This window comes from Dorea amylophila (assembly GCF_025567265.1).
Taxonomy (GTDB): domain Bacteria; phylum Bacillota; class Clostridia; order Lachnospirales; family Lachnospiraceae; genus Dorea_A; species Dorea_A amylophila.
On the sequence record NZ_JAOQJW010000006.1, the window covers coordinates 146,142 to 170,289 of the forward strand.

General features: G+C 41.4%; 22 protein-coding genes. 18 read left to right on the forward strand and 4 right to left on the reverse strand.

The window, feature by feature from the left end; all coding sequences use genetic code 11:
* Position 1 precedes the first annotated feature (1 nt).
* From OCV72_RS05360 to OCV72_RS05370, 3 genes are all read left to right on the forward strand, one after another.
* Positions 2 to 652 (forward strand): methylated-DNA--[protein]-cysteine S-methyltransferase, encoded by a 651-nt coding sequence (locus OCV72_RS05360; RefSeq protein WP_055282427.1) that lies wholly within the window; start codon positions 2 to 4, stop codon positions 650 to 652.
* 158 nt (positions 653 to 810) lie between these two features.
* Positions 811 to 1,947: a YibE/F family protein gene (locus OCV72_RS05365; RefSeq protein WP_081021008.1), complete on the forward strand. Its 1,137-nt coding sequence runs from the start codon at positions 811 to 813 to the stop codon at positions 1,945 to 1,947.
* The gene (locus OCV72_RS05370) at positions 1,941 to 2,696 is read left to right on the forward strand and encodes a YibE/F family protein (RefSeq protein WP_055282429.1); all 756 of its coding nucleotides are present in this window, start codon (positions 1,941 to 1,943) and stop codon (positions 2,694 to 2,696) included. The genes OCV72_RS05365 and OCV72_RS05370 overlap by 7 nt, the downstream gene beginning before the upstream one ends.
* A gap of 4 nt (positions 2,697 to 2,700) precedes the next feature.
* Here the strand turns inward: OCV72_RS05370 and OCV72_RS05375 are convergent, their stop codons facing one another.
* Positions 2,701 to 3,474 carry an ATP-binding protein gene (locus OCV72_RS05375; protein ID WP_242859218.1) on the reverse strand — a complete coding sequence of 258 codons (774 nt, stop codon included), beginning with the start codon at positions 3,472 to 3,474 and terminating at the stop codon, positions 2,701 to 2,703.
* 54 nt (positions 3,475 to 3,528) lie between these two features.
* Between OCV72_RS05375 and OCV72_RS05380 the strand changes: the two genes are divergently transcribed.
* Positions 3,529 to 3,780, forward strand: a complete 252-nt coding sequence (locus tag OCV72_RS05380; RefSeq protein ID WP_242859219.1) for a hypothetical protein — start codon at positions 3,529 to 3,531, stop codon at positions 3,778 to 3,780.
* 241 nt (positions 3,781 to 4,021) lie between these two features.
* On the opposite strand, the gene OCV72_RS05385 is transcribed toward OCV72_RS05380, so the two are convergent.
* A complete protein-coding gene (locus tag OCV72_RS05385; protein WP_055282433.1) occupies positions 4,022 to 4,738 on the reverse strand; it encodes a LytR/AlgR family response regulator transcription factor in 717 nt (238 codons plus the stop codon).
* 262 nt (positions 4,739 to 5,000) lie between these two features.
* Between OCV72_RS05385 and OCV72_RS05390 the strand changes: the two genes are divergently transcribed.
* The 13 genes from OCV72_RS05390 to OCV72_RS05450 all read left to right on the forward strand — a co-directional run bounded on the left by OCV72_RS05390 (position 5,001) and on the right by OCV72_RS05450 (position 20,031).
* The gene (locus tag OCV72_RS05390) at positions 5,001 to 5,399 is read left to right on the forward strand and encodes a response regulator (RefSeq protein WP_081021009.1); all 399 of its coding nucleotides are present in this window, start codon (positions 5,001 to 5,003) and stop codon (positions 5,397 to 5,399) included.
* Positions 5,377 to 6,162 (forward strand): hypothetical protein, encoded by a 786-nt coding sequence (locus OCV72_RS05395; protein ID WP_055282437.1) that lies wholly within the window; start codon positions 5,377 to 5,379, stop codon positions 6,160 to 6,162. Before OCV72_RS05390 ends, OCV72_RS05395 begins: the two co-directional genes overlap by 23 nt.
* Positions 6,153 to 7,427 (forward strand): glycosyltransferase family 2 protein, encoded by a 1,275-nt coding sequence (locus OCV72_RS05400; protein WP_155515208.1) that lies wholly within the window; start codon positions 6,153 to 6,155, stop codon positions 7,425 to 7,427. Before OCV72_RS05395 ends, OCV72_RS05400 begins: the two co-directional genes overlap by 10 nt.
* The gene (locus tag OCV72_RS05405) at positions 7,424 to 9,121 is read left to right on the forward strand and encodes a leucine-rich repeat protein (RefSeq protein WP_055282441.1); all 1,698 of its coding nucleotides are present in this window, start codon (positions 7,424 to 7,426) and stop codon (positions 9,119 to 9,121) included. The genes OCV72_RS05400 and OCV72_RS05405 overlap by 4 nt, the downstream gene beginning before the upstream one ends.
* Complete coding sequence (locus OCV72_RS05410; RefSeq protein WP_055282442.1) at positions 9,108 to 10,247, forward strand: DHHW family protein; 1,140 nt, start codon at positions 9,108 to 9,110, stop codon at positions 10,245 to 10,247. The genes OCV72_RS05405 and OCV72_RS05410 overlap by 14 nt, the downstream gene beginning before the upstream one ends.
* Complete coding sequence (locus OCV72_RS05415) at positions 10,228 to 10,821, forward strand: hypothetical protein (RefSeq protein ID WP_055282444.1); 594 nt, start codon at positions 10,228 to 10,230, stop codon at positions 10,819 to 10,821. The genes OCV72_RS05410 and OCV72_RS05415 overlap by 20 nt, the downstream gene beginning before the upstream one ends.
* A complete protein-coding gene (locus tag OCV72_RS05420; protein WP_055282446.1) occupies positions 10,785 to 11,465 on the forward strand; it encodes a polyphosphate polymerase domain-containing protein in 681 nt (226 codons plus the stop codon). Before OCV72_RS05415 ends, OCV72_RS05420 begins: the two co-directional genes overlap by 37 nt.
* 60 nt (positions 11,466 to 11,525) lie before the next feature.
* On the forward strand, positions 11,526 to 12,206 hold the full coding sequence (locus OCV72_RS05425) for a DUF4956 domain-containing protein (protein WP_070099616.1): 681 nt from the start codon (positions 11,526 to 11,528) through the stop codon (positions 12,204 to 12,206).
* A gap of 28 nt (positions 12,207 to 12,234) precedes the next feature.
* Entirely contained in the window at positions 12,235 to 13,653 is a 1,419-nt protein-coding gene (locus tag OCV72_RS05430) for a CotH kinase family protein (protein WP_055282450.1), read from the forward strand.
* Between the two features lie 2 nt (positions 13,654 to 13,655).
* Positions 13,656 to 14,756, forward strand: a complete 1,101-nt coding sequence (gene wecB, locus OCV72_RS05435) for a non-hydrolyzing UDP-N-acetylglucosamine 2-epimerase (RefSeq protein WP_055282453.1) — start codon at positions 13,656 to 13,658, stop codon at positions 14,754 to 14,756.
* Positions 14,749 to 15,897, forward strand: a complete 1,149-nt coding sequence (locus tag OCV72_RS05440; RefSeq protein WP_055282455.1) for a hypothetical protein — start codon at positions 14,749 to 14,751, stop codon at positions 15,895 to 15,897. Before wecB ends, OCV72_RS05440 begins: the two co-directional genes overlap by 8 nt.
* A gap of 361 nt (positions 15,898 to 16,258) precedes the next feature.
* Positions 16,259 to 18,853 carry an ATP-dependent chaperone ClpB gene (gene clpB / locus OCV72_RS05445; RefSeq protein ID WP_055282457.1) on the forward strand — a complete coding sequence of 865 codons (2,595 nt, stop codon included), beginning with the start codon at positions 16,259 to 16,261 and terminating at the stop codon, positions 18,851 to 18,853.
* Positions 18,844 to 20,031, forward strand: coding sequence for a DNA polymerase Y family protein (locus OCV72_RS05450; protein ID WP_055282459.1), 1,188 nt, complete (start codon positions 18,844 to 18,846; stop codon positions 20,029 to 20,031). Before clpB ends, OCV72_RS05450 begins: the two co-directional genes overlap by 10 nt.
* 22 nt (positions 20,032 to 20,053) lie before the next feature.
* Here OCV72_RS05450 and OCV72_RS05455 read toward each other — a convergent pair whose 3' ends face one another.
* Both OCV72_RS05455 and OCV72_RS05460 read right to left on the reverse strand, forming a co-directional pair.
* Positions 20,054 to 20,539: a PTS sugar transporter subunit IIA gene (locus tag OCV72_RS05455; RefSeq protein ID WP_081019623.1), complete on the reverse strand. Its 486-nt coding sequence runs from the start codon at positions 20,537 to 20,539 to the stop codon at positions 20,054 to 20,056.
* Positions 20,536 to 22,566: a beta-galactosidase gene (locus OCV72_RS05460; RefSeq protein ID WP_055213227.1), complete on the reverse strand. Its 2,031-nt coding sequence runs from the start codon at positions 22,564 to 22,566 to the stop codon at positions 20,536 to 20,538. The genes OCV72_RS05455 and OCV72_RS05460 overlap by 4 nt, the downstream gene beginning before the upstream one ends.
* A gap of 180 nt (positions 22,567 to 22,746) precedes the next feature.
* Here OCV72_RS05460 and OCV72_RS05465 point away from each other — a divergent pair, with 180 nt between their 5' ends.
* Positions 22,747 to 24,069, forward strand: a complete 1,323-nt coding sequence (locus OCV72_RS05465; protein WP_242859220.1) for a glycoside hydrolase family 32 protein — start codon at positions 22,747 to 22,749, stop codon at positions 24,067 to 24,069.
* Positions 24,070 to 24,148 lie beyond the last annotated feature (79 nt).

Genomic DNA, 24,148 nt, shown 5'->3' on the forward strand with positions numbered 1-24,148 from the left:
TATGATGACAAGAGAAGAAGCATTAGCATACGGAATGTCTTTTGACAATGTATATGAAGAAAAGCCATTCCGTGATCCAAACTGGCAGCTGGTGCGGATCAAAGGAAGTAAAAAAACATTTCTGTGGATCTATGAACGGGAAGGCTATATCAATCTGAATGTCAAAGTGAATCCGGAGTGGAGAGACTTCTGGCGCTCGACGTATGAGTCAGTGACGGCCGGGTATCATCTGAATAAAGAACACTGGAATACGATCATTCTGGATGGGACTGTTCCGGAAAAAGAGATTAAAAGAATGATCGCAGAAAGCTATGATCTGGTTACGGACAGTCCGACAAAGAGAATTTACGAAGCAGTGAAGCGTATTCCAAAAGGGCATGTGGCAACTTATGGGAAGATCGCAGAGATGGCGGGAGACCCCAGAATGGCAAGAGCCGTGGGCAATGCACTGCATAAGAATCCGGATCCAGAACATATTCCATGCTTCCGTGTGGTCAATGCGAAAGGAGAACTGGCCGGGGCATTTGCGTTTGGTGGAGAGGATGTGCAGGCAGAACTTCTTCGGGCGGATGGAGTTGAAGTGATAAACGGCCGGGTAAATCTGGAAAAATACGGAATAAAAGCTGCCAGTGGCAGGCTTCCAGAGATTTGAACGCCATGTAGGATAGACCAGAGGGCGAGTGGGAAAATAACTTTTTCTATATTCCAGGTGGAATAGTATGAAGCGAAGAAACCGGGAGACGATACATTGTACTGTCACCTTGTGGATTCGGAGCTGCAGGTAAAATAAAAAAAGAAAAGAAGATAAAAATGAAACAGATTGCAAAGAAGATAACAGAATATGTAAAGAAAAGTAAAAGAGCAAAGCTATATGGAGTATTTGGTCTGATATATTTGATTGCAGTCATATTTGTCATGAATGACGCATGGCTGTATCAGACACCAATTGCAAAGCTGACAAAAGTAGAGACAAGCGTGGCAGGAGAAAGCAAAAGTACCCGTGGAACACAAGAAATCAAATATAAGCAAAAGATCCGGGGGGTGATATTAAATGGAACGAATAAAGGGAAAATCGTTGATTTTTCTAATGAATATACCTATACAGGAATGTTAAAGCAGAAATATCACAAAGGGGATAAGGTATTGCTGAATGGTTCTGAAAATAATGTGGGATCTAGTATACAGTGTGTAAAAAGAGATACGGAACTTATTATTTTGCTTGGTCTTTTAATATTGGTATTGATGATGATTGCGGGAAAGAAAGGCTTGCTTACAATTGTGACAGTGGGAATCAATATTGTGATATTTACAGCAGGATTCCTAAAAAGCGGTGATGATGCGGATGTTGTAGCAATCTGTAATAAAATGGTAATCTTTTTTGCAATTGCTACATTGATCGGATTAAATGGAATTCACAGGAAAACATGGGCGGCATTATTGTCAACTATATGTGTATTGGCAATGATCATGGGAATATTTGATGTGGTGATCAGTCATAGTGCTGAATTGGATTATTCTACTATGGAATATTTAGGGAGCATTGATAATCCGGATGAGATTTTTCATGCAGAGATTTTGCTATCAGGACTTGGAGCAATCATGGATGTTGCAGTGGCAATTGCTGTCGCATTGAGTGAAATTGTTACGAAGCGGCCAGAAGTTACATTTCGGGAGTTATTCCGGTCCGGAAGAGAGATAGGATATGATATTATGGGAACGATGATCAATGTATTATTGTTCGTGTTTGGCTGTGGCTTGATTCCGATGTGCGTGATCAGGATGAATAACAGCGTCCGGTTTATGACGATTATAAAATTACATATTCCGTGTGAATTATGCAGATTCTTCATAGAGAGTATTGGAATTGTACTGGCAATACCAGTATCTATACTGATCACATCTGTGATGATGAAATTAACGATAAGGAAGGTGAAGAAGACATGTTGATGATACTGGGATTGATTCTGTTATTTTTGATCATGATTATTGGCGGGGACAGAGGTGTGATATCATTGATAGCACTGGTTGGAAATATGTTGCTGCTTAGCCTGGCTATCTGGCTGATGGCAGCGGGAGCACCGGTACTTCTGGTTACGATCGGAATGGGAATCATCATTTCATGTGTAACATTATTTTATCAAAATGGTACCAATGAAAAGACGAAGAGTGCATTTGCAGCAGTATTGATTACAATGACGGTCCTGTTTTTCTTTATCTATATGGTGGTGTGGAGAAGCGAGGCAGGAGGATTGAATGAAATCCAGGCTGCGGAAGATGATGTATTATATTATAATATGAATCTGGACATTAATATGAGAAATGTTGCGACAGCCGTGATCATACTCAGTACGTTGGGAGCTGTGTTAGATATGGCACTTACGGTTACAACTTCCGTTTACGAGGTCAGTATTCACAAACCGGAGATGAAACTGACAGAACTTGTAGAAAGCGGAATGCAGATTGGAAGAGAAGTAATCGGGACAACAGTGAATACATTGTTGTTTGCATATGTGGGAGAATCGTTATTATTATTTTCTTATCTGAAGATGCAGGATTATACACTGGAAACATTATTAAATTCGAAAATATTATTTCAGAACTGTGTATCTATGATATTTGGTGCGATTGCCTGTGTGGTGGTGATGCCGGTTGCGGCGGTATTGGTTGGCAGGCATTTGCCCGGGTATAATCATTAACTGATTATATCCGGAGCATTATTTTGGCAGAAAAAATACCATCTTCATAGGTAAAGTCACAGACACCACCGTTTTTGTCGGTAATGTGGCGGACGGATTCGATTCCTATGCCGTTTCCGGAGCGTTTGGAGGATTGGAAAACATTGTTTTCTTGCTGTATTTTACCATCGAAGGTATTCTCCACATGAATCAGAAGCAGGTGATTATGGTGGGGATAAACCTCCACATTAATCTTTCTGCGGGCGGGCTCTGTTTTCACACTTGCCTGGATGGCATTTTCCAGCAGATTGGAAAATACAAGACATAGATTAATCTCATCTATGGAAAGATCAGTGGGCAGGGAAACCAGTGCATGAAAAGGAATATTTTCTTTTTTGGCAAGGGTGGAATAATATCCGAAAACACTGTCAACAGCCTGATTTTCACAGAAATGGAGGTTATAGTCAGAAATTTTTTCGGTTGTAGCAGATAGATATTTTTTAATCTTTTCCATGTCACCCTGCTCTGCCAGAGAGGACAGTTGGACAAAATGATGGCGGATGTCGTGACGCGCCTGTTTTGCTTCTTCAATGGCCATACAGAGATTCTCGTATCTTTCCTGCTGAAGGGAAAGAAAATGGTTCTCCTGCTGAAGTCGGGCATTTCTGTTCAGGCTGACCGCCATCATGAGAAACATGACATAAAACAGGAGCAGGATTATGAGCAGTACAAGACTTAAAACAATATAACACTGCAGGACCCGCCCGGTATATAAAGTGCTGCGGTATTTAGGAATCATAAAAAGATTCACTCCGATGAAGATTACCGGAAGGATCCAGAATACATACCAGGTTTGGGCAAAGTTTTCGTCTGCGATCATTGTCTGAATACAGTGACGGGCAGGATACCAAGCTGCCAGAACAAACAGCAGGCAGATGACGTTATAGAAAATTCCGGCACCGGTACGAAACCACAGCTCATTTTCTGTAATATGCAGGTCAGCAGTTATAAGTGCATTGACTGCCCGGGAAAGACTGTTGACACATGCAAAAACTGCAAAGACTGCCAGAAAAATACTGACGGATTTCCAGACAGAGATTTTTAACGTTTTATGATAAATAAGCATAATAACAGGCAGCAGAGGAAACAGGATCCATCTGGTGGGAAAGTGGAGGGCACAGCAAACTGCTCCTCCGAAAATACAGATTCCCAGAAGAAGAGGAAGAAGCCACGCTGTCAGCTTAAGCGGTGTCTGTCTCAGATAGCTTTTTACAGGCAGATATGCCAGCAGTATGCCGGGAATGATGACGGAAAATTCAAGTACAGGGCGAAGTATGTCAGTCATTTTAAGACCTCCTTTGGAACAGAAATTCCATAAATGTCTGTCTGGCGTTTTTGAGCAGTTTCCGGCTGACCGGGACATTGCTTCCGTTATCAAGGCAAAAACCTGATCCGTCAAAATCAACGGCATGCTCCAGATTGATCACAACACCCCGGTTACACTGATAGAAACGTGCGTCCATTTTCAGGGAGGTTATGAAGGAATCAAAGGACTGGCGGGTGACCAGTTCCCTTTCATCTGCAGTGTGGATGTGGATCATGTGAGAAAAATGTTCTGCGTAGATTATTTTCTGGAAGGGAATCTGAATATTACTGCCGTTTACCTTAACATCTATGTATTTTCCGGAATCCGGGATGCGGGAAAGGATTTCATCTGCCAGTGCGGAAATATCATTTTCACTGTAGGGCTTTACAAGATAGTGCAGAGCCCGGACCTGAAACCCCTCTAAAGCATGGTCAGTGGAAGTTGTTGTGAAGATCAGCAGACAGTCTGTGTCTGATCTGCGAAGTTCTTTTGCGATATCAATTCCATTGGCTCCATTCATATAAATATCCAGAAACACTACAGTGAAAGGGCATTCTTTCGCTGAAGTGAGGAAAGTTTCTCCATTTTCATATTCAAATATATCTGTATGGACATTGCGTCTGGAAAACTGAGATTCCAGTCTGTTTCGCAGCAGTGTCCGTTCGTCTGAAATATCATCAACAATTGCAATTTTCATAGTAGATCTTCCTTATATATATTTATAAAATTCCGCTTGCTGAGACTTTTTCATCTGTGTAATCTATAGCCGCAGACAGGCAAGAGGAGTAGTTATTTCAAAAACGCTCTGGTAACAGTATATCACAAAACAATACCACGGAGTTGCAATTCGTGCCATTTTCTGTCATTTCGTGCCAGGATTGTTGAAATGATTTCTGCCTTTCTTATAATGAGAATAACAAATGAAAGTACCTTAAATAGAAAGGAAGGGGAGTGTTGCCGTGTATTGTATTGCCATATTGACTAACCAGGAACAGGAAGGACAAAAAAGTGCGGAATATATCAGGAATTACTGCACAGAGAAGCATGTCTTTCCACTGATTGAAATTTATCAGAATCAGGAACAATTTTTTGCACAGACATTGAAAACAGTACCGACAGTGGTGTTTCTCGCATTACCGGGTGTGTCCGGCCTGAATGCAGCAGAACACCTTCGTTCTCTGTATCCGAAATGTGGAATTATCTGGTGCAGTGACCTTGATTTTTCGCTTCATGCGTTCAGGTTGCGGATAGAATATTTTTTTATGAAACCTGTGGAAGAGCAGAAAATAAAAGAAGGTCTTTCCATCTGGTTTGAATGTAAAAAAGGAGGGGGCTATGAAAGAAAAGAAAGTAATTGATTATACCAGAACCTATCGAAGAATTGGGGCAGATAAAAAGAAATGTATTCTGTATATTGTCATACTGATCCTGCTTGGTTTTCTGCTTATGTGGACTCAGATCGATGATCTGACCAGGATGATCTGTAAGATATGTGCCGGTGTTTTAAAGAAATATGAACCGCATATGTATGTTGGAATCCGTTCAGAAACGTATCCTCTGTTTGGAAAAATCAGCTATCTCAGTGCAGAAACCGTATATCCGGGAATACAGATAAGCCTTATAAATGCAGGAATTTCTCTTGGAGTAATCATTCTGCTGGCGTGCCTTCCATGGAAGGGTCGCCCTCTTGCTATATATCTGATTCTGTGCAGTGCGATTCATCTGATAAACAGTCTATGGTTTGTGTTTGGGGAAAAATATTTTCCGTATACTTTAACCGTTTATTCAAAATTATATATGCTTCAGGAAATTGGCATATGGGTGATGTTTTTTGTTATGACAGTTATGGTCACCGGAATAATAGGAGACAGGGGAGTGATCTATAAGCTTTTGACACTTCTTGCGATAATGTTGTATTCCATTGTATTTGGGACCGTTCGCTATGCGATCTTTATCTGGCTGTTGTACAGATTTTCTGTGATCTATATGGCGTTTTTCTATTTTATGATAGGTCCTATGTTTGACTTTTTGTATCTGGTTATGATTTATGCAGTGTTTGTCAACCGCATGATCGGTGTTTACGATTCAAGGAAGGGAAAGGAGGTATGGAAATGGTCGTAGCTATTATGAAAGGTTATATTATTTTTGTTATTATTCTGATGCTTCTGTACACAGCCAGACATTTTTATTTTACAATTGTAAGACTTCTGGGCAGGCAGCGTCTCTATTACAATGATATTCTTACAGACAGGATGAAAAGTATTTCCGTACTGATCCCTATGCATAATGAGGAGCAGGTGCTTTCCAACGTTCTGGATTCTCTGCTGCAATGTGAGTATGACAGGGACAGACTTGAAATTATTCCGATTAATGATAATTCTACAGACCGCACAAGGGAAATGCTGGATGAATATCACAGAAAGTATGAGTTTATACGTCCCCTTCACAGAGACTGTCCGGACAGAGGGAAACCGGTGGGTCTGAATGATGCAATGAAGCTGGCAAAAGGAGAGATCATCATTGTATTTGATGCGGATTACAGACCTGCCAGAAACATGCTGAAACAGATTGCACTGGGATTTGAGGATCCGCAGGTAGGTGCAGTCATGGGGCGGGTGATACCGTACAATACCAACACAAATATGCTGACCAGACTTATTAATTTGGAACGGTCCGGAGGATATCAAGTAGATCAGCAGGCACGATATAATCTGAAAACAATTCCTCAGTATGGCGGGACAGTAGGGGGATTTCGCAAAGATTTTCTGTTAGAAACCGGTGGTTTTAATCCAAAGGTTCTGGCAGAAGATACGGAACTTACATATCGGCTTTTTACCAATGGCTGGAAGGTTGTATACGCTAACTCGGCGGAATGTTATGAAGAGTCTCCGGAAAGCTGGAATGTGAGAGGCAGACAGATCAGACGCTGGTCAAGAGGTCATAATGAAGTATTGTTCCGCTATCTGATCCCTACGATCACAACTCCCTATATGGGACTGTTTCAGAAAGTAGATGGCTTGTTTCTGCTTTTTATCTATGCGGTACCGGTATTTCTGCTGGTGGGATGGGTAGTTTCCCTTGGATTATTTTTCCTGGGTGAAATGCAGATATTCAGTGGCTGGTGGGTTATATTGTTTTTGGGAATTTATAATTCCCTTGGAAATTTTGCACCATTTTTTGAGATAGGTACCTCGCTTATCATAGACGGACTTCCAGGAGAGGCATTGCTTCTGCCTCTTATGATGTTTAACTTTTTCTTCTATATGTGGAATATCTCTCTGGGATTCTGGGATGCAGTGGTAGATACTGTTACCGGAAGAGGTGTGAAATGGGATAAAACAGTGCGTTTTACTGTGCAGAAAACGGAAAAGGAGGCTGAAAAATGAAAGTATGGATTTTGATTTTTGTCTGTATGTTCTCTATGCCTCTGTTGGTTGCAGTATTGCATTTCAGGATGAGAAAAGGGCAGATTCTGAAAATAAGGCAGGATTATGTGAAAAATGCCAGATATTTTGGTAGAAGCTTTTCATCTCTGGTGGAAAAAGCCCTTCCGGAAATGAAGAATGGTATGATCATGCTTTCAAGACAGGAAAAGGTGTTGGAAACAGATGGAAAACAGGAGTTTGTGCAGCCTGAGATTGAGAATCTGGTCATTGCCAGAAATACCATCTTCTGTCCACAGCAAGAGGATTTACATTTCCAAAAAGAAATCTACAGTGAAAAGGATGCGTTGTTTGTGAAAGAGAACATACGACTCCGGGCTGTATATAGTAAAAAAAGACTGCTTTTCGGAAATAAGATCCGGCTTCTCAGATGGGCGGACGCAGAACATGCAGTTGCAGTTTATGATGAATGTGATCTGGGAGAAAGAGTATCAAGCGGAGAACAGCTTGTGATAGGCTTTGATAATATTTTTCATAGTCTGTATGCACCTGTGATCCGTCTGGGACAACGTCCGGAGGAACCGGACCGTTTTATGGAAGAACGTGATCCCAGGATATTTCGTATGCCGGTAATGAACAGGTATGAATATAACAGGCATTACATAGATGATGATATGGTTACAGAAAGTGGGACAGTTCCTTATACGATTATTTCCCGTGGGGATATAAAGGTGATAGAGGACATTATCCTGCAGGGAGATATCCACAGTGATGGAGCTGTGAGGATCATGGAAAATGCATCGGTGCTTGGAAATATTTTCGCAGAGAATGATATACTTCTGGAAAAAAATGCAACAGTGCTTGGAAACATTTTTACACAGGGCAACATTATATTTGAAGAAGGTGCCAGTGCAGGTCAGCCGGATAAGATTATTTCAGTTGTTGCCCGCGGAACAATAACTTTTTATGGAGGTAATAATATTTATGGATATGTGGTTTCAGAGGGTGGTGGGAAAATTCTGAAATCGGACAGAGAGGTATTGAGAGAGTATTGTTTTCCAGGAGAACCTGTTCATGAAGAAAAGATTACTTTTCGGGATCTGTTGGAATATGAAAATGTTGATTTTCAGGGATTTCGAGGAGATATATATGTAAAAGAAGCGAGTATTCCTGAAGGTGCATCAGTCATTCCGAAGAGTCAGTTTTTTGAATGCAGAAGTCTTGAGAAGGTGTATCTGCCGGAGAGCGTTTCTGTTATTGAGGACTATGCATTTGCTGACTGTCATGTGCTGAAAGTACAGGAAAGCATAGAAAAGCTTTCGCTGAAATCTGTAGGGATATCAGCTTTCGAAAACTGTTATGCATTGGAATTTGTAAGTCTTCCGGATTCCCTGACTGTGATTGGAGGAGCTGCATTTGCGGAATGCGTGTCTGTTAATAAACTGATATTTTCAGACACCTCACTGTTAAAGAAAATAGGTGATCATGCTTTTCGCGGGTGTAGGAATCTGAAAGAGATATATCTGCCGGACAGTGTGGAATATGTGGGAGTCAGTGCATTCAGAGATTGTAGCTCTCTTGAACAGATTTCGGTATCAGAGAAAATAAAAAACCAGCCGGGTATTGCAGAATTAGAGAAAAATTGCCCAAACGCCAGGATCAGGTTCAGGGAGGTGAATTCAGTTGAAAAAGAATAAAACCGCAGAACTGTTTCTTGTTTTACTCATTTTGACCGTAATGTCTGTAGGAGTTTTTATCCTCCAGAATGGAATGGAAAAATTGCAGAATGTTAAGCAGCAAAGCGTATATGTTCCGGAAACAAGAGATTTGTATAATAATTATGGCTTAAAAAATGATCAGTCTCTTTCAAAAACCAGAATCCTGGAAACGCAGGATCAGGTGATCTATACAGACCGTATCTTTAATATAAATCAGATTTCGGAGGATCATATTTCATATGCGGCAGATATTTTGAAAGCATTGCAGGAAAAGAGTGGAAAAGATGCTTATATTATGCCGATACCGGAAAGAGCAGTATTTGAAAGCGGATATGAAAATGAAAAGGAAAAATACAACAATTTTACAGAGAAACTGGAAGCCTCTTTTACAGATCCTTCTGTAGTTTTAAATCCGTTGTCTGAACTGGAAAAACATCAGTCTGAATATCTTTATTTCAGAACTGAAAATAGCTGGACAATGCGTGGGGCATTTTACGGGGCGCAGGTGATTTTTGGAGAACTTGGATATGATAAGGAAAACCTGGATGCTTACCGGGAATATGTTTTTGGGACTTTTGAGGGAAATCTTCTTTTGGAGGCGTTAAAAAAGTATACGACAGATGAAATAAAGAGAGATATAGGAAACATGGAACAGGAACCATTCTATATTTATATCAATGGTTCAAGTCTCAATCGCGAAGAATTAACCCTTGAAAACAAAGAAGGGCAGCTAAAGACACTAAAAAGACAAATGATACAGTTTAATAGTAGTGGAAGTCATGCAGTTATTGGTTCAGATTATGAGCATAGTATAGTGGAAGGAAGAGGAAAAGGACAGAGAAAAGGAAATCTTCTTCTTATTGCAGATGCAAGAGGAAAGATGATGATCTCTTATCTTTCAGAGATTTTTGAAAAGGTTTATGTGTCTAATATTTATGAGGATGCAGATCTGATACAGAATCTGGATGAAATACTGGAAAAATATAATATAGAATATATTGTATGGGCACAGGATGTTACTGAAACAGGAAATATATCTTATATGAGAGCATTGAATCCACTTTTAAAGGAAGGAGGAATGTCTGATGTCGGAACTGATCCTTAAGGGAACGGACCTGTTTATGAAAAAAACAGGAAGTGCTGACAAGCTTCACATAAGCGGAAATACAGAAAGAATGCTATTTCTGATCATTGGGATTCTGCTTGTTTTTGCAGGAGCTAAGGTATACCGTCTGATTGTTTCCTTCATAATGTTCTGGGGAGTGACGATTGCCCTATGTACTGTTATGAATGGAAAAACCGGATGGGGGACGATTGTAACAGCATTTACGATACTTGGATGTCTGATGGGATATATGGCATTTAAGTGGAAAACAGCAGATGCCATGATCCTGTCTGTTATGACTGCTGCGGCAGTTGTATGGATGTGTTATCCATTCTGGTGGGTTGCAGTTATTTTCGCTGCAGGAGCTGCAGTTGCAGCGGCTTTTTTTCCTCTGGAGGGAGCAATCCTTTCTTCTGTTGCAGTGGGAATGTGTCTTCTTTATGAAACGGGAGTCAGATACGTGGTTTTCCTGGTAGTATGTGGACTCCTGTTCCAGATAGTTCTGTTTGAACGAAAATCAGAGAGGGGGCGTAAGATTTGGAAACGGTTTTTCGTAAAGAAATCAAATATCTGATCAGCCGCGGAGAAGCCATGATTCTTCAACAGAAGCTGGATAGCATTATGGAAAGAGACATTCATGGAGAAAATGGCAGATACTTTATTAGATCTCAGTACTATGATTCCATAGACGATCAGGATTTATGGGATAATCTGGATGGAATGTATGAAAAAAGGAAGATCCGTTTAAGAATTTATTCACTGAATGATTTATCTGCAAAGCTGGAGTTTAAATGTAAAAACGGATTTGACGGAGTGAAATATTCTATACCCATCAGCCGTGAACAGGCACTTCGGATGGAACAGGGAGATGCGTCATTTCTTCTGGAATATGAAACAGAGCTGGCTATGAGACTGTATTTGCGGATCACACAGGGCTGTTATCGCCCAAAGACGATCATAGATTATCAGAGGCTGGCATTTGCTTATCCTGCAGGTGATGTAAGGATCACTTTTGATACGGATATCAGAGGGGCTTTATATCCATATGGTCTGTTTGAGAATGTGGGAACAGATGCGCTGGGAAGTACAGAGCAGGTACTGATGGAAGTAAAATATACAGGATTCCTGCCGGACATGATCGCAGAGATTTTGAAAAAAACAGATGAGCTGTCCACCAGCCACAGTAAATATTCCAGAGCCAGAATGAGATGGCTGTAAGTTTTGCATACGGCAGACTGGAAATAGTTGATAAACCGGATGCCGGGATTGGAGAAAGAGATGAGAGAATTTATTGTAGAAAATTTGACAAATACAGAAGCACTGAGCGTGACTGTGATTTTAATGAATAATATAATCGCACTGATTGTTTCCTTTTTTATTATGTTTATATATAAAATTTCTTATGTGGGAACTGCATACAGTAGGAAATTTAATATTTCAATCGGAACGATTACAATTATTACAGCTATGATCATGAGTATCATTAGTAATAATATTGCATTATCCCTTGGTATGGTTGGTGCTCTTTCTATCATAAGATTTCGTACTGCTGTAAAGGATGTAAGAGATGCTACATATATTTTCTGGGCAATCGCAGCAGGTATTGGCTGTGGTGTATCTCAGTATGCGCTTATTGTTATTGGTTCAGCTTTTTTACTTCTTTTTCTTATTATTACAAGGAAAGGGTTCACATCTTGTAATAAACTGATGGTTGTTCAGGGAACACCTGACTGCTTACATAAAACAGAGGCAGCAGTAGACAGCTTTTTTTCTGGAAAAGTACATATTTCTATGAGAAATGTTACAGAAAACAGCTTTGAACTGGTCTATTCTATTGGAGAGGGAATTCTGGATAATGCTGCAAAACAAAATCAGATGGATATTTCAGAGAAACTGATTAAAATTGATGGTGTGAAAAGGGTAAATATAGTTGACCAGAAGGATGAACTTTCGCAGTAAAAAGGCTGCTTGACAGAGAGGTGATGCTATGAAAAGGATAGGACGTATCCTTTTATGTATTCTGATGATAACAGTTCTCTTTGGAATATCCATTATGGGAAATTTTGTTGTAAAGTCAGAAAATAAGTCAAAGGAAAAAAAGAGAACTGCTATCACGAAAGAAGAAATGAAGGAGTGGGCTGCACCGGACGAAGAGACGCTGAAATATTATGATCTGGGAAAGTTCTCTACTACACTTCCGGTAATCTATATGAATACAAAGGGCCAGCAGATCCTGAAGGAAAATGTAATCTGTGGAAATATTGCTTTGTTGGATGGAAACGAAGAGGCACAATCTGTTTCTGCGGTTCCCAATTCTATATATCGTGCTACGATTAAATACAGAGGTGCCTCTTCTTATAGTAAATTTGATAAAAAACAATATCGCATTAAGTTTTACAAAAATAGTAAAGAGAATGAAAAAAAAGTGTCACTTGCAGGAATGGGAGCAAACAGTGAATGGGTGTTAAATGGTCCTTATCTTGATAAGACACTGATCAGAAATAAATTGGTATATGATCTGGCAAGAGAATTAAATGGATGGGCTCCGGACACTCGGTTTGTGGAATTGTTTGTCGATGGAAAGTATCAGGGAGTTTATCTGGCGGTAGAACCTGTAACAAACGGAGAAAGCAGATTGCGTCTTGCAGAATTTGGTCTGTTGTCGGGAGAAACTGCATATGTGGTAAACAGAGACAGGATCGATACGGGAACTGAAGAAATAGAAACATGGGGAAAGACGAAAGGATATACCTATAACGCTCTGTATATAAGATATCCATCAAAAAATAAAATAACGGAAAAACAAAAAGAATATATAAAAAATGATATCTCTGAATTTGAACAGGTTCTATATGGAGAGAATTTCAAGGATAAAAGAAGCGGCTATCAGGAATACATCGATATGGATAATTGGGTAGATTATTTTATTATCAATGAATTTGCCATGAATTATGATGCTGGTAATCTTTCTACTTATGTGTATAAAGAACTGGGAGGAAAGCTACAACTTGCTGCATGGGATTTTAACAATGGATTTGATAATTATCAGTGGTTTCATACAGAAACAGATCATCTTTATACAGTGGAAAATTCATGGTTTGACAGGCTGTGGCAGGACGAAAATTTTAGAAAACATGTCTGTGAAAGATATGTGCAGCTGCGTAAAACCACACTATCTGATGAACATATTGCTGACAAGATAGCATCTTATCAGGAGAAACTGGGAGATGCCGTGGACAGAAACTTTAAAGTGTGGGGATATTCTTTTGATGAGAACCTGTTAGTCGGCACTGGTAAGGATGGAATGTCGAGGGATATCGGAAGTTATGAGGAAGCTATGAAACAACTGACAGATACTATCCGCGAAAGACTGGCGTATCTGGATAAAGAACTGGGAGGAAATTGAGAATGAAAAAAGTACTGGTGATTTTCGGAACAAGACCGGAAGCAATTAAAATGTGCCCTCTTGTCCTGGAGCTGAAAAAAAGTGAAAAACTGGAAACGTTGGTGTGTGTTACAGGACAGCACAGGGAAATGTTGAAGCAGGTTCTCGATATTTTTAAAGTGGTTCCGGATTATGATATGGCGATCATGAAAAAAGGGCAGGATCTTACGGATGTGACAACGGCTATTCTTACAGGAATGAGGGAAATTCTGAAAAAGGAAAAACCGGATATGGTACTGGTCCATGGAGATACGTCGACTGCATTTGCCGCATCGCTGGCTGCATTTTATCAGCAGATTCCGGTAGGACATGTGGAAGCGGGACTTCGAACTTATAATATGAAATCTCCCTATCCGGAAGAATTTAACAGGCAGGCCATCGGACTTACTTCCAGTCTGCATTTTGCACCGACTCAGAAAGCAGCGGATGCACTGCTGAAAGAGGGCAAGGATCCAGAGCAGATTTTTGTCACAGGAAATACAGGAATTGATGCTCTGCACTATACGGTGCGAAATGATTTTTATCACCCGGAGATAGAATGGGCAAAGGACAGCAGGCTGATTGCTGTGACGGCACACAGAAGAGAGAATCTGGGAGAACCTATGCGTGATATGTTCCGGGCTATACACAGGATCGTGGAGGAATTCACAGATGTGAAGGTTATTTATCCAGTACATTTAAATCCGCAGGTCAGAAAAATCGCAGATGAAGAATTCGATGGATGTGAGAGAATACATCTGATCGAACCACTGGATGTGGTAGAATTCCATAACCTGATGAAAGCCAGTTATCTGATCATGACAGACAGTGGAGGAATTCAGGAAGAAGCGCCTGCGTTGGGAAAACCAGTACTGGTCATGCGGGATACAACAGAACGTCCGGAAGGGGTGGAAGCAGGAACCTTAAAGCTTGCAGGCACGAAGATGGATGATATATACAGAGAATGCAGGAAGCTCCTTACAGAACCAGAGATTTACAGAAGGATGAGTGAGGCCAGAAATCCTTATGGTGATGGAACTGCAAGTATCAAGATCAGAAAAATCCTGGAGGATATAGATGCATGAGCATAAACAAAACCAATGCAAAAGAAAAGTGAAAAATCGAAAGAACGTGGTGGGACTTATTATATTTTGCATAACTGTGGGGATTGTATTTTTGTATGCTTATTATCAGAATCTGAGAAAAGAAATAGATGCCCGTCAGAAATGGCTGGAAACAGTCCTGATCGGAGAAAAAAGGTGGATTCTTGAGAACCAGGGCTCTGAGGGTGAAATCTATATGAATGGAAGTGAAGCCGGAGATGTTAATCCATACTTTGCATGTATGGCTGCACTGGGGCTTTTGGCAGAAACAAAGAATTGTCCCATCACGGAAACAGAGAAAAAAGCTGTCGGCAGGTATCTGGACTGGCATACCGGGATTTTGCTGGAAACAGATGGGAAAATGGGAATCTACAGGAAAGAGAGTGGAAAACTTATTTATAAAGAAAAGGTTGATTCCGAAGACGGATATCTAGGTATGTATCTTTTCCTTATGGGAAAATACCTGGAAAAGACAGAAAATACAGATTTGCCGGAATACTGGAAAAAAGGAATCAGTCTTGCATTAAAAAAGATTCAAAGCCTGATGCGGGATGGAATCACACAGGTCTCAGAAGAAAATACCACCGCTTATCTGATGGATAATCTGGAAGTATGGAAAGGTCTGCACGAATTGGAACTTGCAGGACTGGAAGATACACAGGCAATCAGTGAAATGCGTAAAAAGATACAGGCGCAGATAGAAAATATATTCTGGGATGATGCGAATCAAAGATGGAGAATTATTGGAAACAGTGATCTGTATGATCAGACAGAATTTTATCCGGATGGTGTTGCTCAGATTTATCCGCTGATCTATGAATTTCCGGTAAAAGAGAAGAAAAAGCAAAAGATATTATATGATCAGTTTACGGAAAAGTTTCAATGGCAGAAACTGAATAAAAAAAGAAATGGCTTTTTGTGGGCAATGACAGGAATGGCTGCCGCGCAGATGGGAGATATCAATAACCTTGTGGAATTAATAGAAAATTATGAAACAGAATACTGTGAGAATCGAAAATATCCGCTTTACACAGGCGAAGCGGGATGGATATGCATGGAATGTGAGAAATTGTATAGATTATATGAAAGAAAAATAAAAACAGGATTTATACTGTGTGCATGATTGCGGGGGCGCAGATGTCTAAAATGAACCTGTCAGAAACTGTGACTGCTGTGAGATAAACCAGAAGTCGTTGTCGTAAAATGTGGTAAGAAAATCGAGTGCGAAAGCAAGTGAAAAATCTCTGTGAAGTAGTGGCATACGCCATGCACGGCTCGGAAAAGAGTTCCCTCGCTGTAGGGCTGTCGCCCTATAAAATAGCAAAAAAAGACGCCTTTGCAGGGCGTCTTTTTTCACCATTTTGCATGGCTTGTAGCGTTCACAAATTCTTCACAAATAATTAGCACTCACCTCTTGACAGTGCTAACAAAAAGATGTAATGTTATATTGCAAATAGAACAAGAGCAAAAAGGAGGTTGTCTATATGAATATAAATAAATTTACACAAAAATCACTGCAGGCTGTACAGAACTGTGAACGTATTGCAATGGACTATGGCAACCAGGAGATTGCACAGGAGCATCTGCTCTATGCATTGCTGACACAGGATGACAGTTTGATTGCGAAATTGATGGAAAAGATGGGGCTGGATAAGAATCTCATCATTAACAGAGTAGAAGAAGCCATTCAGAAACGGCCAAAAGTTCAGGGCGGACAGCAGTATGTCGGACAGGATCTGAATAAAGCATTGATTCATGGTGAAGATGAAGCCAAAGCAATGGGAGATGAATATGTATCGGTAGAGCATCTCTTCCTTTCTATTATGAAATATGCAGGCAAAGAAGTAAAAGCACTTTTCCGTGAGATGGGCATTTCAAGAGAAGGATTCTTACAGGCACTTTCAACCGTCAGAGGCAATCAGAAAGTGACCAGTGATAACCCGGAAGATACCTATGATACATTGAATAAATATGGTACGGATCTGGTAGAAAGAGCAAGGGAACAGAAAATGGATCCGGTCATCGGACGTGATTCCGAGATCCGGAATGTGATTAGAATCCTTTCCCGTAAGACAAAGAATAATCCAGTCCTCATCGGAGAACCTGGTGTAGGTAAGACTGCTGTTGTCGAAGGGCTTGCACAGCGTATCGTGCGCGGTGATGTACCGGAAGGCTTGAAAGAGAAGACGATCTTCTCTCTGGATATGGGAGCACTGGTAGCCGGTGCAAAATATCGTGGTGAATTCGAAGAACGTCTGAAAGCAGTACTGGAAGAAGTGAAGAACAGTGACGGAAGGATCATCCTGTTCATTGATGAATTACACACAATTGTCGGAGCAGGTAAGACAGACGGAGCTATGGATGCCGGTAATATGTTAAAACCTATGCTGGCAAGAGGAGAATTGCACTGTATCGGCGCAACGACACTGGATGAATACCGTCAGTATATTGAAAAAGATGCAGCTCTTGAGAGACGTTTCCAGCCGGTTATGGTAGAAGAACCAACCGTTGAAGATACCATCTCAATCCTTCGTGGACTGAAAGAGCGTTATGAAGTGTTCCACGGTGTAAAGATTACAGACGGTGCATTGGTAGCAGCTGCAACCTTATCTGATCGTTACATTTCTGACCGTTTTCTTCCGGATAAGGCCATCGACCTTGTAGATGAGGCATGTGCACTGGTTAAAACAGAACTGGATTCTATGCCGGCAGAGATGGATGAATTGAATCGTAAGATTATGCAGATGGAGATTGAGGAAACTGCATTGAAGAAAGAAGATGACAGATTAAGTAAAGAACGTCTGGAACATTTACAGCAGGAACTGGCAGAACTCAGAGATGAATTTGCAGGAAAGAAAGCACAATGGGATAATGAAAAAGTCGGTATCGAGCGTGTTCAGAAACTCCGTGAAGCGATTGAACAGGTTAATAAAGATATAGAAAAGGCAAAGCATTCTTATGATCTGGAAAAGGCTGCAGAACTTCAGTATGGTAAACTGCCACAACTCCAGAAACAGTTAGAGGATGAAGAAGCCAAAGTAAAAGATGAAGATCTCTCACTGGTACATGAAAGTGTCAATGATGAAGAGATCGGAAGAATCGTATCCCGTTGGACTGGAATTCCTGTTGCAAAATTAAATGAAAGCGAAAGAAGCAAGACTTTACATTTGGGTGATGAACTGCATAAGAGAGTTATTGGACAGGATGAAGCGGTAGAACTGGTAACAGAAGCCATCATCCGTTCCAAAGCAGGAATCAAAGATCCGACCAAACCAATCGGTTCGTTCCTGTTCCTTGGACCTACCGGTGTAGGTAAGACAGAGCTTGCAAAAGCACTGGCAGAGAATCTGTTTGATGATGAGAATAACATGGTACGTATCGATATGAGTGAGTATATGGAGAAATATTCCGTGTCCCGTCTGATCGGAGCGCCTCCGGGATATGTCGGATACGATGAAGGTGGTCAGCTTACAGAAGCAGTCAGAAGAAGACCATATTCTGTCGTATTGTTTGATGAAGTGGAAAAGGCACATCCGGATGTATTCAATATTCTGTTACAGGTATTAGACGATGGACGTATCACCGATTCACAGGGACGTACCGTAGATTTTAAGAATACGATACTGATCATGACATCTAATATCGGATCACAGTATCTGTTGGATGGAATGGACGAAAATGGCAATATCAGTCAGGAAAGTCAGAGCGCAGTACTGGAAGATTTAAGAGCACACTTCAGACCGGAATTTTTGAACCGTCTGGATGAGACAATTATGTTCAAACCATTGACGAAAGATAACATTTATGACATTATTGACTTATTAGTAGCGGATGTCAACAAACGTCTGGCTGATCGTGAGATTTCTATTTTCCTGACCGACGATGCGAAGAAATATGTCGTAGACGGAGGATATGATCCGAATTATGGTGCAAGACCACTGAAGCGATTTCTCCAGAAACACGTCGATACACTGGCAGCAAAACTGATGCTGCAGGGCGACGTAGGCGCACAGGATACGATCATCATAGATGTGGAAGACGGTAAGCTTGTGGCAAGGAGTCAGAGCGTGTGCGAATAATATTTCACATAGATGTCAATTCAGCTTATCTTAGCTGGACTGCAGTAGAACAACTAAAGAATGGAGCGAAAGTGGATATCCGGACGATATCGGCGATCATTGGCGGCGACCAGAAGTCCCGCCACGGTATCGTTCTGGCAAAATCCATTCCGGCAAAAAAATATGGCATTCGTACAGGGGAACCTGTTGCGAATGCCTTTCGTAAGTGTCCGAATCTGAAAAGTTATCCGCCGGATCACCAGATGTACCGCGAATACAGCCGGAGACTTATGGATTTCCTGCGTACCTACACGACACATATAGAACAGGTCAGTGTGGATGAATGTTACATGGATTTTACAGAAATCGCAGACTGGTTCACATCTCCTGTGGAAGGTGCGAATGAAATTAAAGATGAGGTGTATAAAAGGTTCGGATTCACGGTAAATGTGGGGATATCTTCCAGAAAAGTTCTGGCAAAGATGGCATCCGACTTTGAAAAACCGAATAAAGTGCACACGCTGTTCCCGGAAGAAGTTCCGGTGAAAATGTGGCCGCTGCCGATCGGAGAGTTATTTATGGCAGGTCGTTCCAGTGTAGAGACGATGAAGAAGCTGGAAATCTATACGATCGGAGATCTGGCGAATACAGATCCGGCGATTCTGGAATTACATCTAAAAAGTCATGGAAGAAAGTTATGGGAATTTGCCAACGGGCTCGATGATTCGGAAGTAGAAAGCGTCCGGGCAGAAGCAAAAGGAGTCGGTAATTCTACGACACTGCCAAAAGATCTGACAACAGAGGAAGAGGCATTGCCGGTGTTAAAAGATTTGGCTGCAAGCGTGGGTCAACGATTGCGAAAAGCCAGGCAGAAAGCCGGAATGGTCAGTGTGGAGATCAAGTATCACACTTTTAATCAGGTGTCCCATCAGATGCAGATGGAGAAAGCATCGAACCAGGATCAGGATATTTACCGGAGCGCTATTGAATTATTCCGTGAATTGTGGAACGGAGAACCTATCAGACTTCTTGGAATCCGGACGTCTAAATTATCGGAAGAAAGCGAACCGGAGCAGTTGAGTCTGTTCGATATGAAGTTCGAATCCGAAGAGATGAGGAAGAAAAAGAAAAACTTAAAAGAGGCATTAAAGAAATTAGAAGGAAAATACGGGGATGGGATTGTGAAAAAAGGATGGTAGCAATCCCATCCCCGTATTTATTTTAAAAACTACAGATAACAGTTTCGTTCTGAACAACATCCTGCCCGGTAAAGAATCTGACATCCGGGAAGTCTTCGCAATTCGTAAGAACAAAGACGCATGCCGTGTCAAATCCCTCTGATTCAATAAATGATTTATCAAATTTTAAAAGTTTTGTTCCTGGTTTTACTTTCTGTCCCTCTTTTACAAGGATTTTGAAGCCTTTACCATTCAGACTCACGGTATCTAATCCGACGTGGATCAGAATTTCAGCTCCGTTTGCTAATGTCATGCCGACCGCATGATTTGACCCTTCGGCAACCATAGAGATAGTTCCGGCGCAAGGTGCACAGATAAGTTCCCCGGAAGGAATGATTGCAAGCCCGTCACCTAATGTTTTTGCAGAAAATACAGGATCATTTACTTCTGTGATCGGAATTGTATTTCCTGATATAAATGCGTATACATCGTTTCCGGTGTCTTTTGATTTTCTTTTAAATAAACTCATGATTTTACCTCCATCTGATAAATAAGTGTGCTGTATTCTTTGATCGTTCCATCGTATTTCCCAAACAAGATCTGTGCATGCCCGGGCAGTGTGAATGGGATTGGTGAATCGGTATAGTTTTGGGCAAAGATGAATTCCTGGCGGCCGCTGCTTCTGCTGGATACCTCAATGCCTTCTGGAATGTGATCCATGATGACCGGGAGCTCCTGTTCCTGGATGATCTGTCTGTAAAAATCATAATAAAACGTATCTTCGGCGTCTGCACAAAGATAAAAAGCAAGGCCATCTCCATATTTGTGAACAGTTAATGCAGGGTACCCGGCATAGAAATTATCGGCATACTGCATAAGAGGAACAGCGCCTTTTAATTGTACAAGATCACACAGATGTGTACAGAGATAGGTGGCAGGCAATGTCATAAAATTATTGCTGGCAGGAACCATATGGTTACATTGATTATCATATAATCCATCGATCTCTTCACTGCGGATACCAAGTACATCGATAAGATGATGCGGGGTTCCGCCAAGGTGGCAGAGATCGGTTTCATTTACGATGCCGCTCCAGTAAGTCATGATAAGAATGCCGCCGTTTTGTACAAATGTTCTTAATTTTTGTTCAATGCCAGAACGGAACATATAAAGCATGGGAGCAGCAATGATCTGATAGCCGGTCAGATCCTGATCCATGTTGATAATATCGGTGTTCAGGCCGTTCTTACGGAATGCCTGATAAGATTTCAGAGCAGCTTCATGATAAAAAAGTCCCTCATTTCTTGGCCCTTTGGCATCTTCCATAGCCCAGCGGCTTTCCATATCATAGAGAACGGCAGCAGGTGCATGCACGGAAGAGGCCGGGACGTCGGCAGCGGTTAAAGTTTGTAATGCGATACCGGTATCTGTTACCTCGCGGAAAATGCGGGTGTCATCTCCGCCGTAATGATCTATCACGGCACCGTGGAACTTTTCAAAACTTCCGCGGCTTGCGCGGATCTGAAAGAATTGTGCGCTGTCTGAACCATGTGCAATTGCCTGCAGGCTTGCATTCATAAGAAGCCCCGGATGTTTGGCTTTACTTACTTTCTGCCAGTTTGGACTTGCTGGGCAGGATTCCATAAGAAGGAATGGCTGCTGCTTCATACTTCGCATCAGATCATGCTGGAAGGCGGTATCGTATGCGGTATGGATATCGGAATCTTTATGCCAGGCCGGATAGCTGTCCCAGGAGATATAGTCTACGTGCTGGGCAAGCCGGTAATAATTCAGTCCTTTATAATCATCCATAAAATTCACGACCGTCGGCTGCATGGCACCGGCATCACGAAGAGCAGTGATTTCGTGACACATAAAATCTGTAGTCTGTTCTGTGACGAAACGTTTCCAGTCGAGATTCAGGCCATGAAGTCCTTTGTCGCCGATGGAAGACGGACTTTCTATCTGGTCAAATGAATTGTAAGTGTGACTCCAGAAGGTAGTCCACCAGGCGTGATTTAAAGCATCTATTGTATGATATTTCTTTTTTAACCAGACACGAAATGCCTTCTGACACAATGGACAGTGACACTCGTCGCGGTATTCATTGGAAATGTGCCACATGATAACGGCAGGGTGATTCCGAAACGTTTCCGCGAGTTTCCGGTTGATTTTCCGTACCTTTTCTCTGTAAACAGGAGAAGTATAACAATGGTTATGTCTTTCGCCGTAGTGGTAACGGACTCGGTCTTCGCGGACCCGGAGAACTTCTGGATATTTTTCGGCAAGCCAGCGTGGGCGTGCTCCGGACGGAGTTGCGAGAATGACTTGAATCCCGTTTTCGTATAGACGATTAATCGTATCAATCAGCCATTGAAAATGATAATGGTCTTCCTCTGGCTCCAGTACGGACCAGGAAAATACTCCCAAAGTTACCGTATTGATCCGGGCTTTTTTCATAAGTACAATATCTTTTTCTAATATATCCGGGCGGTCCAGCCATTGTTCCGGGTTGTAGTCACCGCCGTAGATAAATCCTTTTCTTAAAATGTTCATAAATATATACCTTTGTGTCCTTTCTGCTACTAAGAGTTTAAATGCTTTCCTGCGGAAGGACAAGAAGGGAAGCGTTCACATTTTTGCACAACCGCATGGCAAAAACACGGCTTTTTTTCGAATGAAAAGTGGGGTAGTATAACGATATCAGATCGATGCAGATCAGAAAGGAGCAAGAATATGGGAATGAGACCAAATTATCATATCTCACCGAAACATGGATTTTTGAATGATCCAAATGGTCTGGCACAGTTTCAGGGAAAGTATCATGTATTTTATCAATGGCTTCCGGATGTTGTACCGCAGGGAAATAAGATCTGGCGGCATTGCGTGTCAGAAGATCTGATTCACTGGTCGGATCAGGGATGTGGGCTGAAACCGGAAGAGTGGTATGAAAAGAATGGATGTTATTCTGGTTCTGGAATTACAGAAGGAGACAGCTATTATCTGTTTTACACAGGAAATGTGAGAGATTCCGAAGGCGGCAGGGAAACTTATCAGTGTCTGGCAAGTTCTTCGGATGGAGTGAACTTTCATAAGGAAGGGCCTGTGGTATATCTTCCGGAAGGCTATACACCACATTTCAGAGATCCAAAAGTATGGAAGAAGAATGGCCGCTGGTGGATGGTTGTCGGAGCACAGACAAAAGAGCTGAAAGGAAATGTAGCTTTATTTGTTTCGGATGATTTGAAAAAATGGCAGTGGAAAGGTAATATGCTGGATTCTTCCATGGATTGGGGGTATATGTGTGAATGCCCGGATCTGGCAGACATGGGAGAAAGACAATTCCTTATTGTGAGCCGTCAGAAAGAAGACGGATGCAAAGGGATGGTATTTGCCGGAATAATGGATTATGAACAGGGAAGATTCCATATAAGTGAAGACACAGGTGTACTTCTGGATGAGGGATTCGATTTCTATGCGCCACAGACATTTACTGATGAAAGTGGACGACGCCTTTTGATGGGATGGATCGGAGCAGGAGAGATTGAATATCAGATGAGTCAGCCGACCGTAAAAGAAGGATGGCTGCATGTGCTTACGATACCGCGGGAAGTATATGTGAAGAACGACCGGCTGTATCAGAAGCCGGCAGAAGAATTAAAACATCTGAGAAAGAACGAAGAAAGCATTTGTGGAACCGGAGAGATTGCAATCGACAGACACTCAAAGTGCATGGAGATATTGGCAGAGGGTCTGGAAAATCAGACGATCACATTTGATTTTGGTAAGGTGATCAAGTTCTTATATAAGAAAGAATCGGGAAATCTGCTTGTTTTCAGAAAGAAGTGGAATGGAGAAGGATATGATGAGAAAGAGATCCATCTGGATAAACTGGAAGATTTCAGAATCTATCTGGATCAGTCTACGGCAGAGATATTCCTGAATCAGGGTGAAAAAGTACTGACTATGAAGTCGTATTTCACAGAGGATACGTTGATCCATATGAATTCTGAACTGCAGATAAAAGTGAAAACATGGTTATTGGAGGAAGAAGATTGAAAATGAGAAGTAGAGGGTATCCATTCCCTTAAGCACACGACAAATAAGCCATCTTTCGGTGGCTGCTTTAAAAATTGAA

Coding starts and splice junctions, on each gene's coding strand:
- OCV72_RS05360 (WP_055282427.1), top strand. CDS start 2: ATGATGACAAGAGAAGAAGCATTAGCATACGGAATGTCTTTTGACAAT.
- OCV72_RS05365 (WP_081021008.1), top strand. CDS start 811: ATGAAACAGATTGCAAAGAAGATAACAGAATATGTAAAGAAAAGTAAA.
- OCV72_RS05370 (WP_055282429.1), top strand. CDS start 1,941: ATGTTGATGATACTGGGATTGATTCTGTTATTTTTGATCATGATTATT.
- OCV72_RS05375 (WP_242859218.1), bottom strand. CDS start 3,474: ATGATTCCTAAATACCGCAGCACTTTATATACCGGGCGGGTCCTGCAG.
- OCV72_RS05385 (WP_055282433.1), bottom strand. CDS start 4,738: ATGAAAATTGCAATTGTTGATGATATTTCAGACGAACGGACACTGCTG.
- OCV72_RS05395 (WP_055282437.1), top strand. CDS start 5,377: ATGAAAGAAAAGAAAGTAATTGATTATACCAGAACCTATCGAAGAATT.
- OCV72_RS05400 (WP_155515208.1), top strand. CDS start 6,153: ATGGTCGTAGCTATTATGAAAGGTTATATTATTTTTGTTATTATTCTG.
- OCV72_RS05405 (WP_055282441.1), top strand. CDS start 7,424: ATGAAAGTATGGATTTTGATTTTTGTCTGTATGTTCTCTATGCCTCTG.
- OCV72_RS05415 (WP_055282444.1), top strand. CDS start 10,228: ATGTCGGAACTGATCCTTAAGGGAACGGACCTGTTTATGAAAAAAACA.
- OCV72_RS05425 (WP_070099616.1), top strand. CDS start 11,526: ATGAGAGAATTTATTGTAGAAAATTTGACAAATACAGAAGCACTGAGC.
- OCV72_RS05430 (WP_055282450.1), top strand. CDS start 12,235: ATGAAAAGGATAGGACGTATCCTTTTATGTATTCTGATGATAACAGTT.
- wecB (WP_055282453.1), top strand. CDS start 13,656: ATGAAAAAAGTACTGGTGATTTTCGGAACAAGACCGGAAGCAATTAAA.
- OCV72_RS05440 (WP_055282455.1), top strand. CDS start 14,749: ATGCATGAGCATAAACAAAACCAATGCAAAAGAAAAGTGAAAAATCGA.
- clpB (WP_055282457.1), top strand. CDS start 16,259: ATGAATATAAATAAATTTACACAAAAATCACTGCAGGCTGTACAGAAC.
- OCV72_RS05455 (WP_081019623.1), bottom strand. CDS start 20,539: ATGAGTTTATTTAAAAGAAAATCAAAAGACACCGGAAACGATGTATAC.
- OCV72_RS05460 (WP_055213227.1), bottom strand. CDS start 22,566: ATGAACATTTTAAGAAAAGGATTTATCTACGGCGGTGACTACAACCCG.
- OCV72_RS05465 (WP_242859220.1), top strand. CDS start 22,747: ATGGGAATGAGACCAAATTATCATATCTCACCGAAACATGGATTTTTG.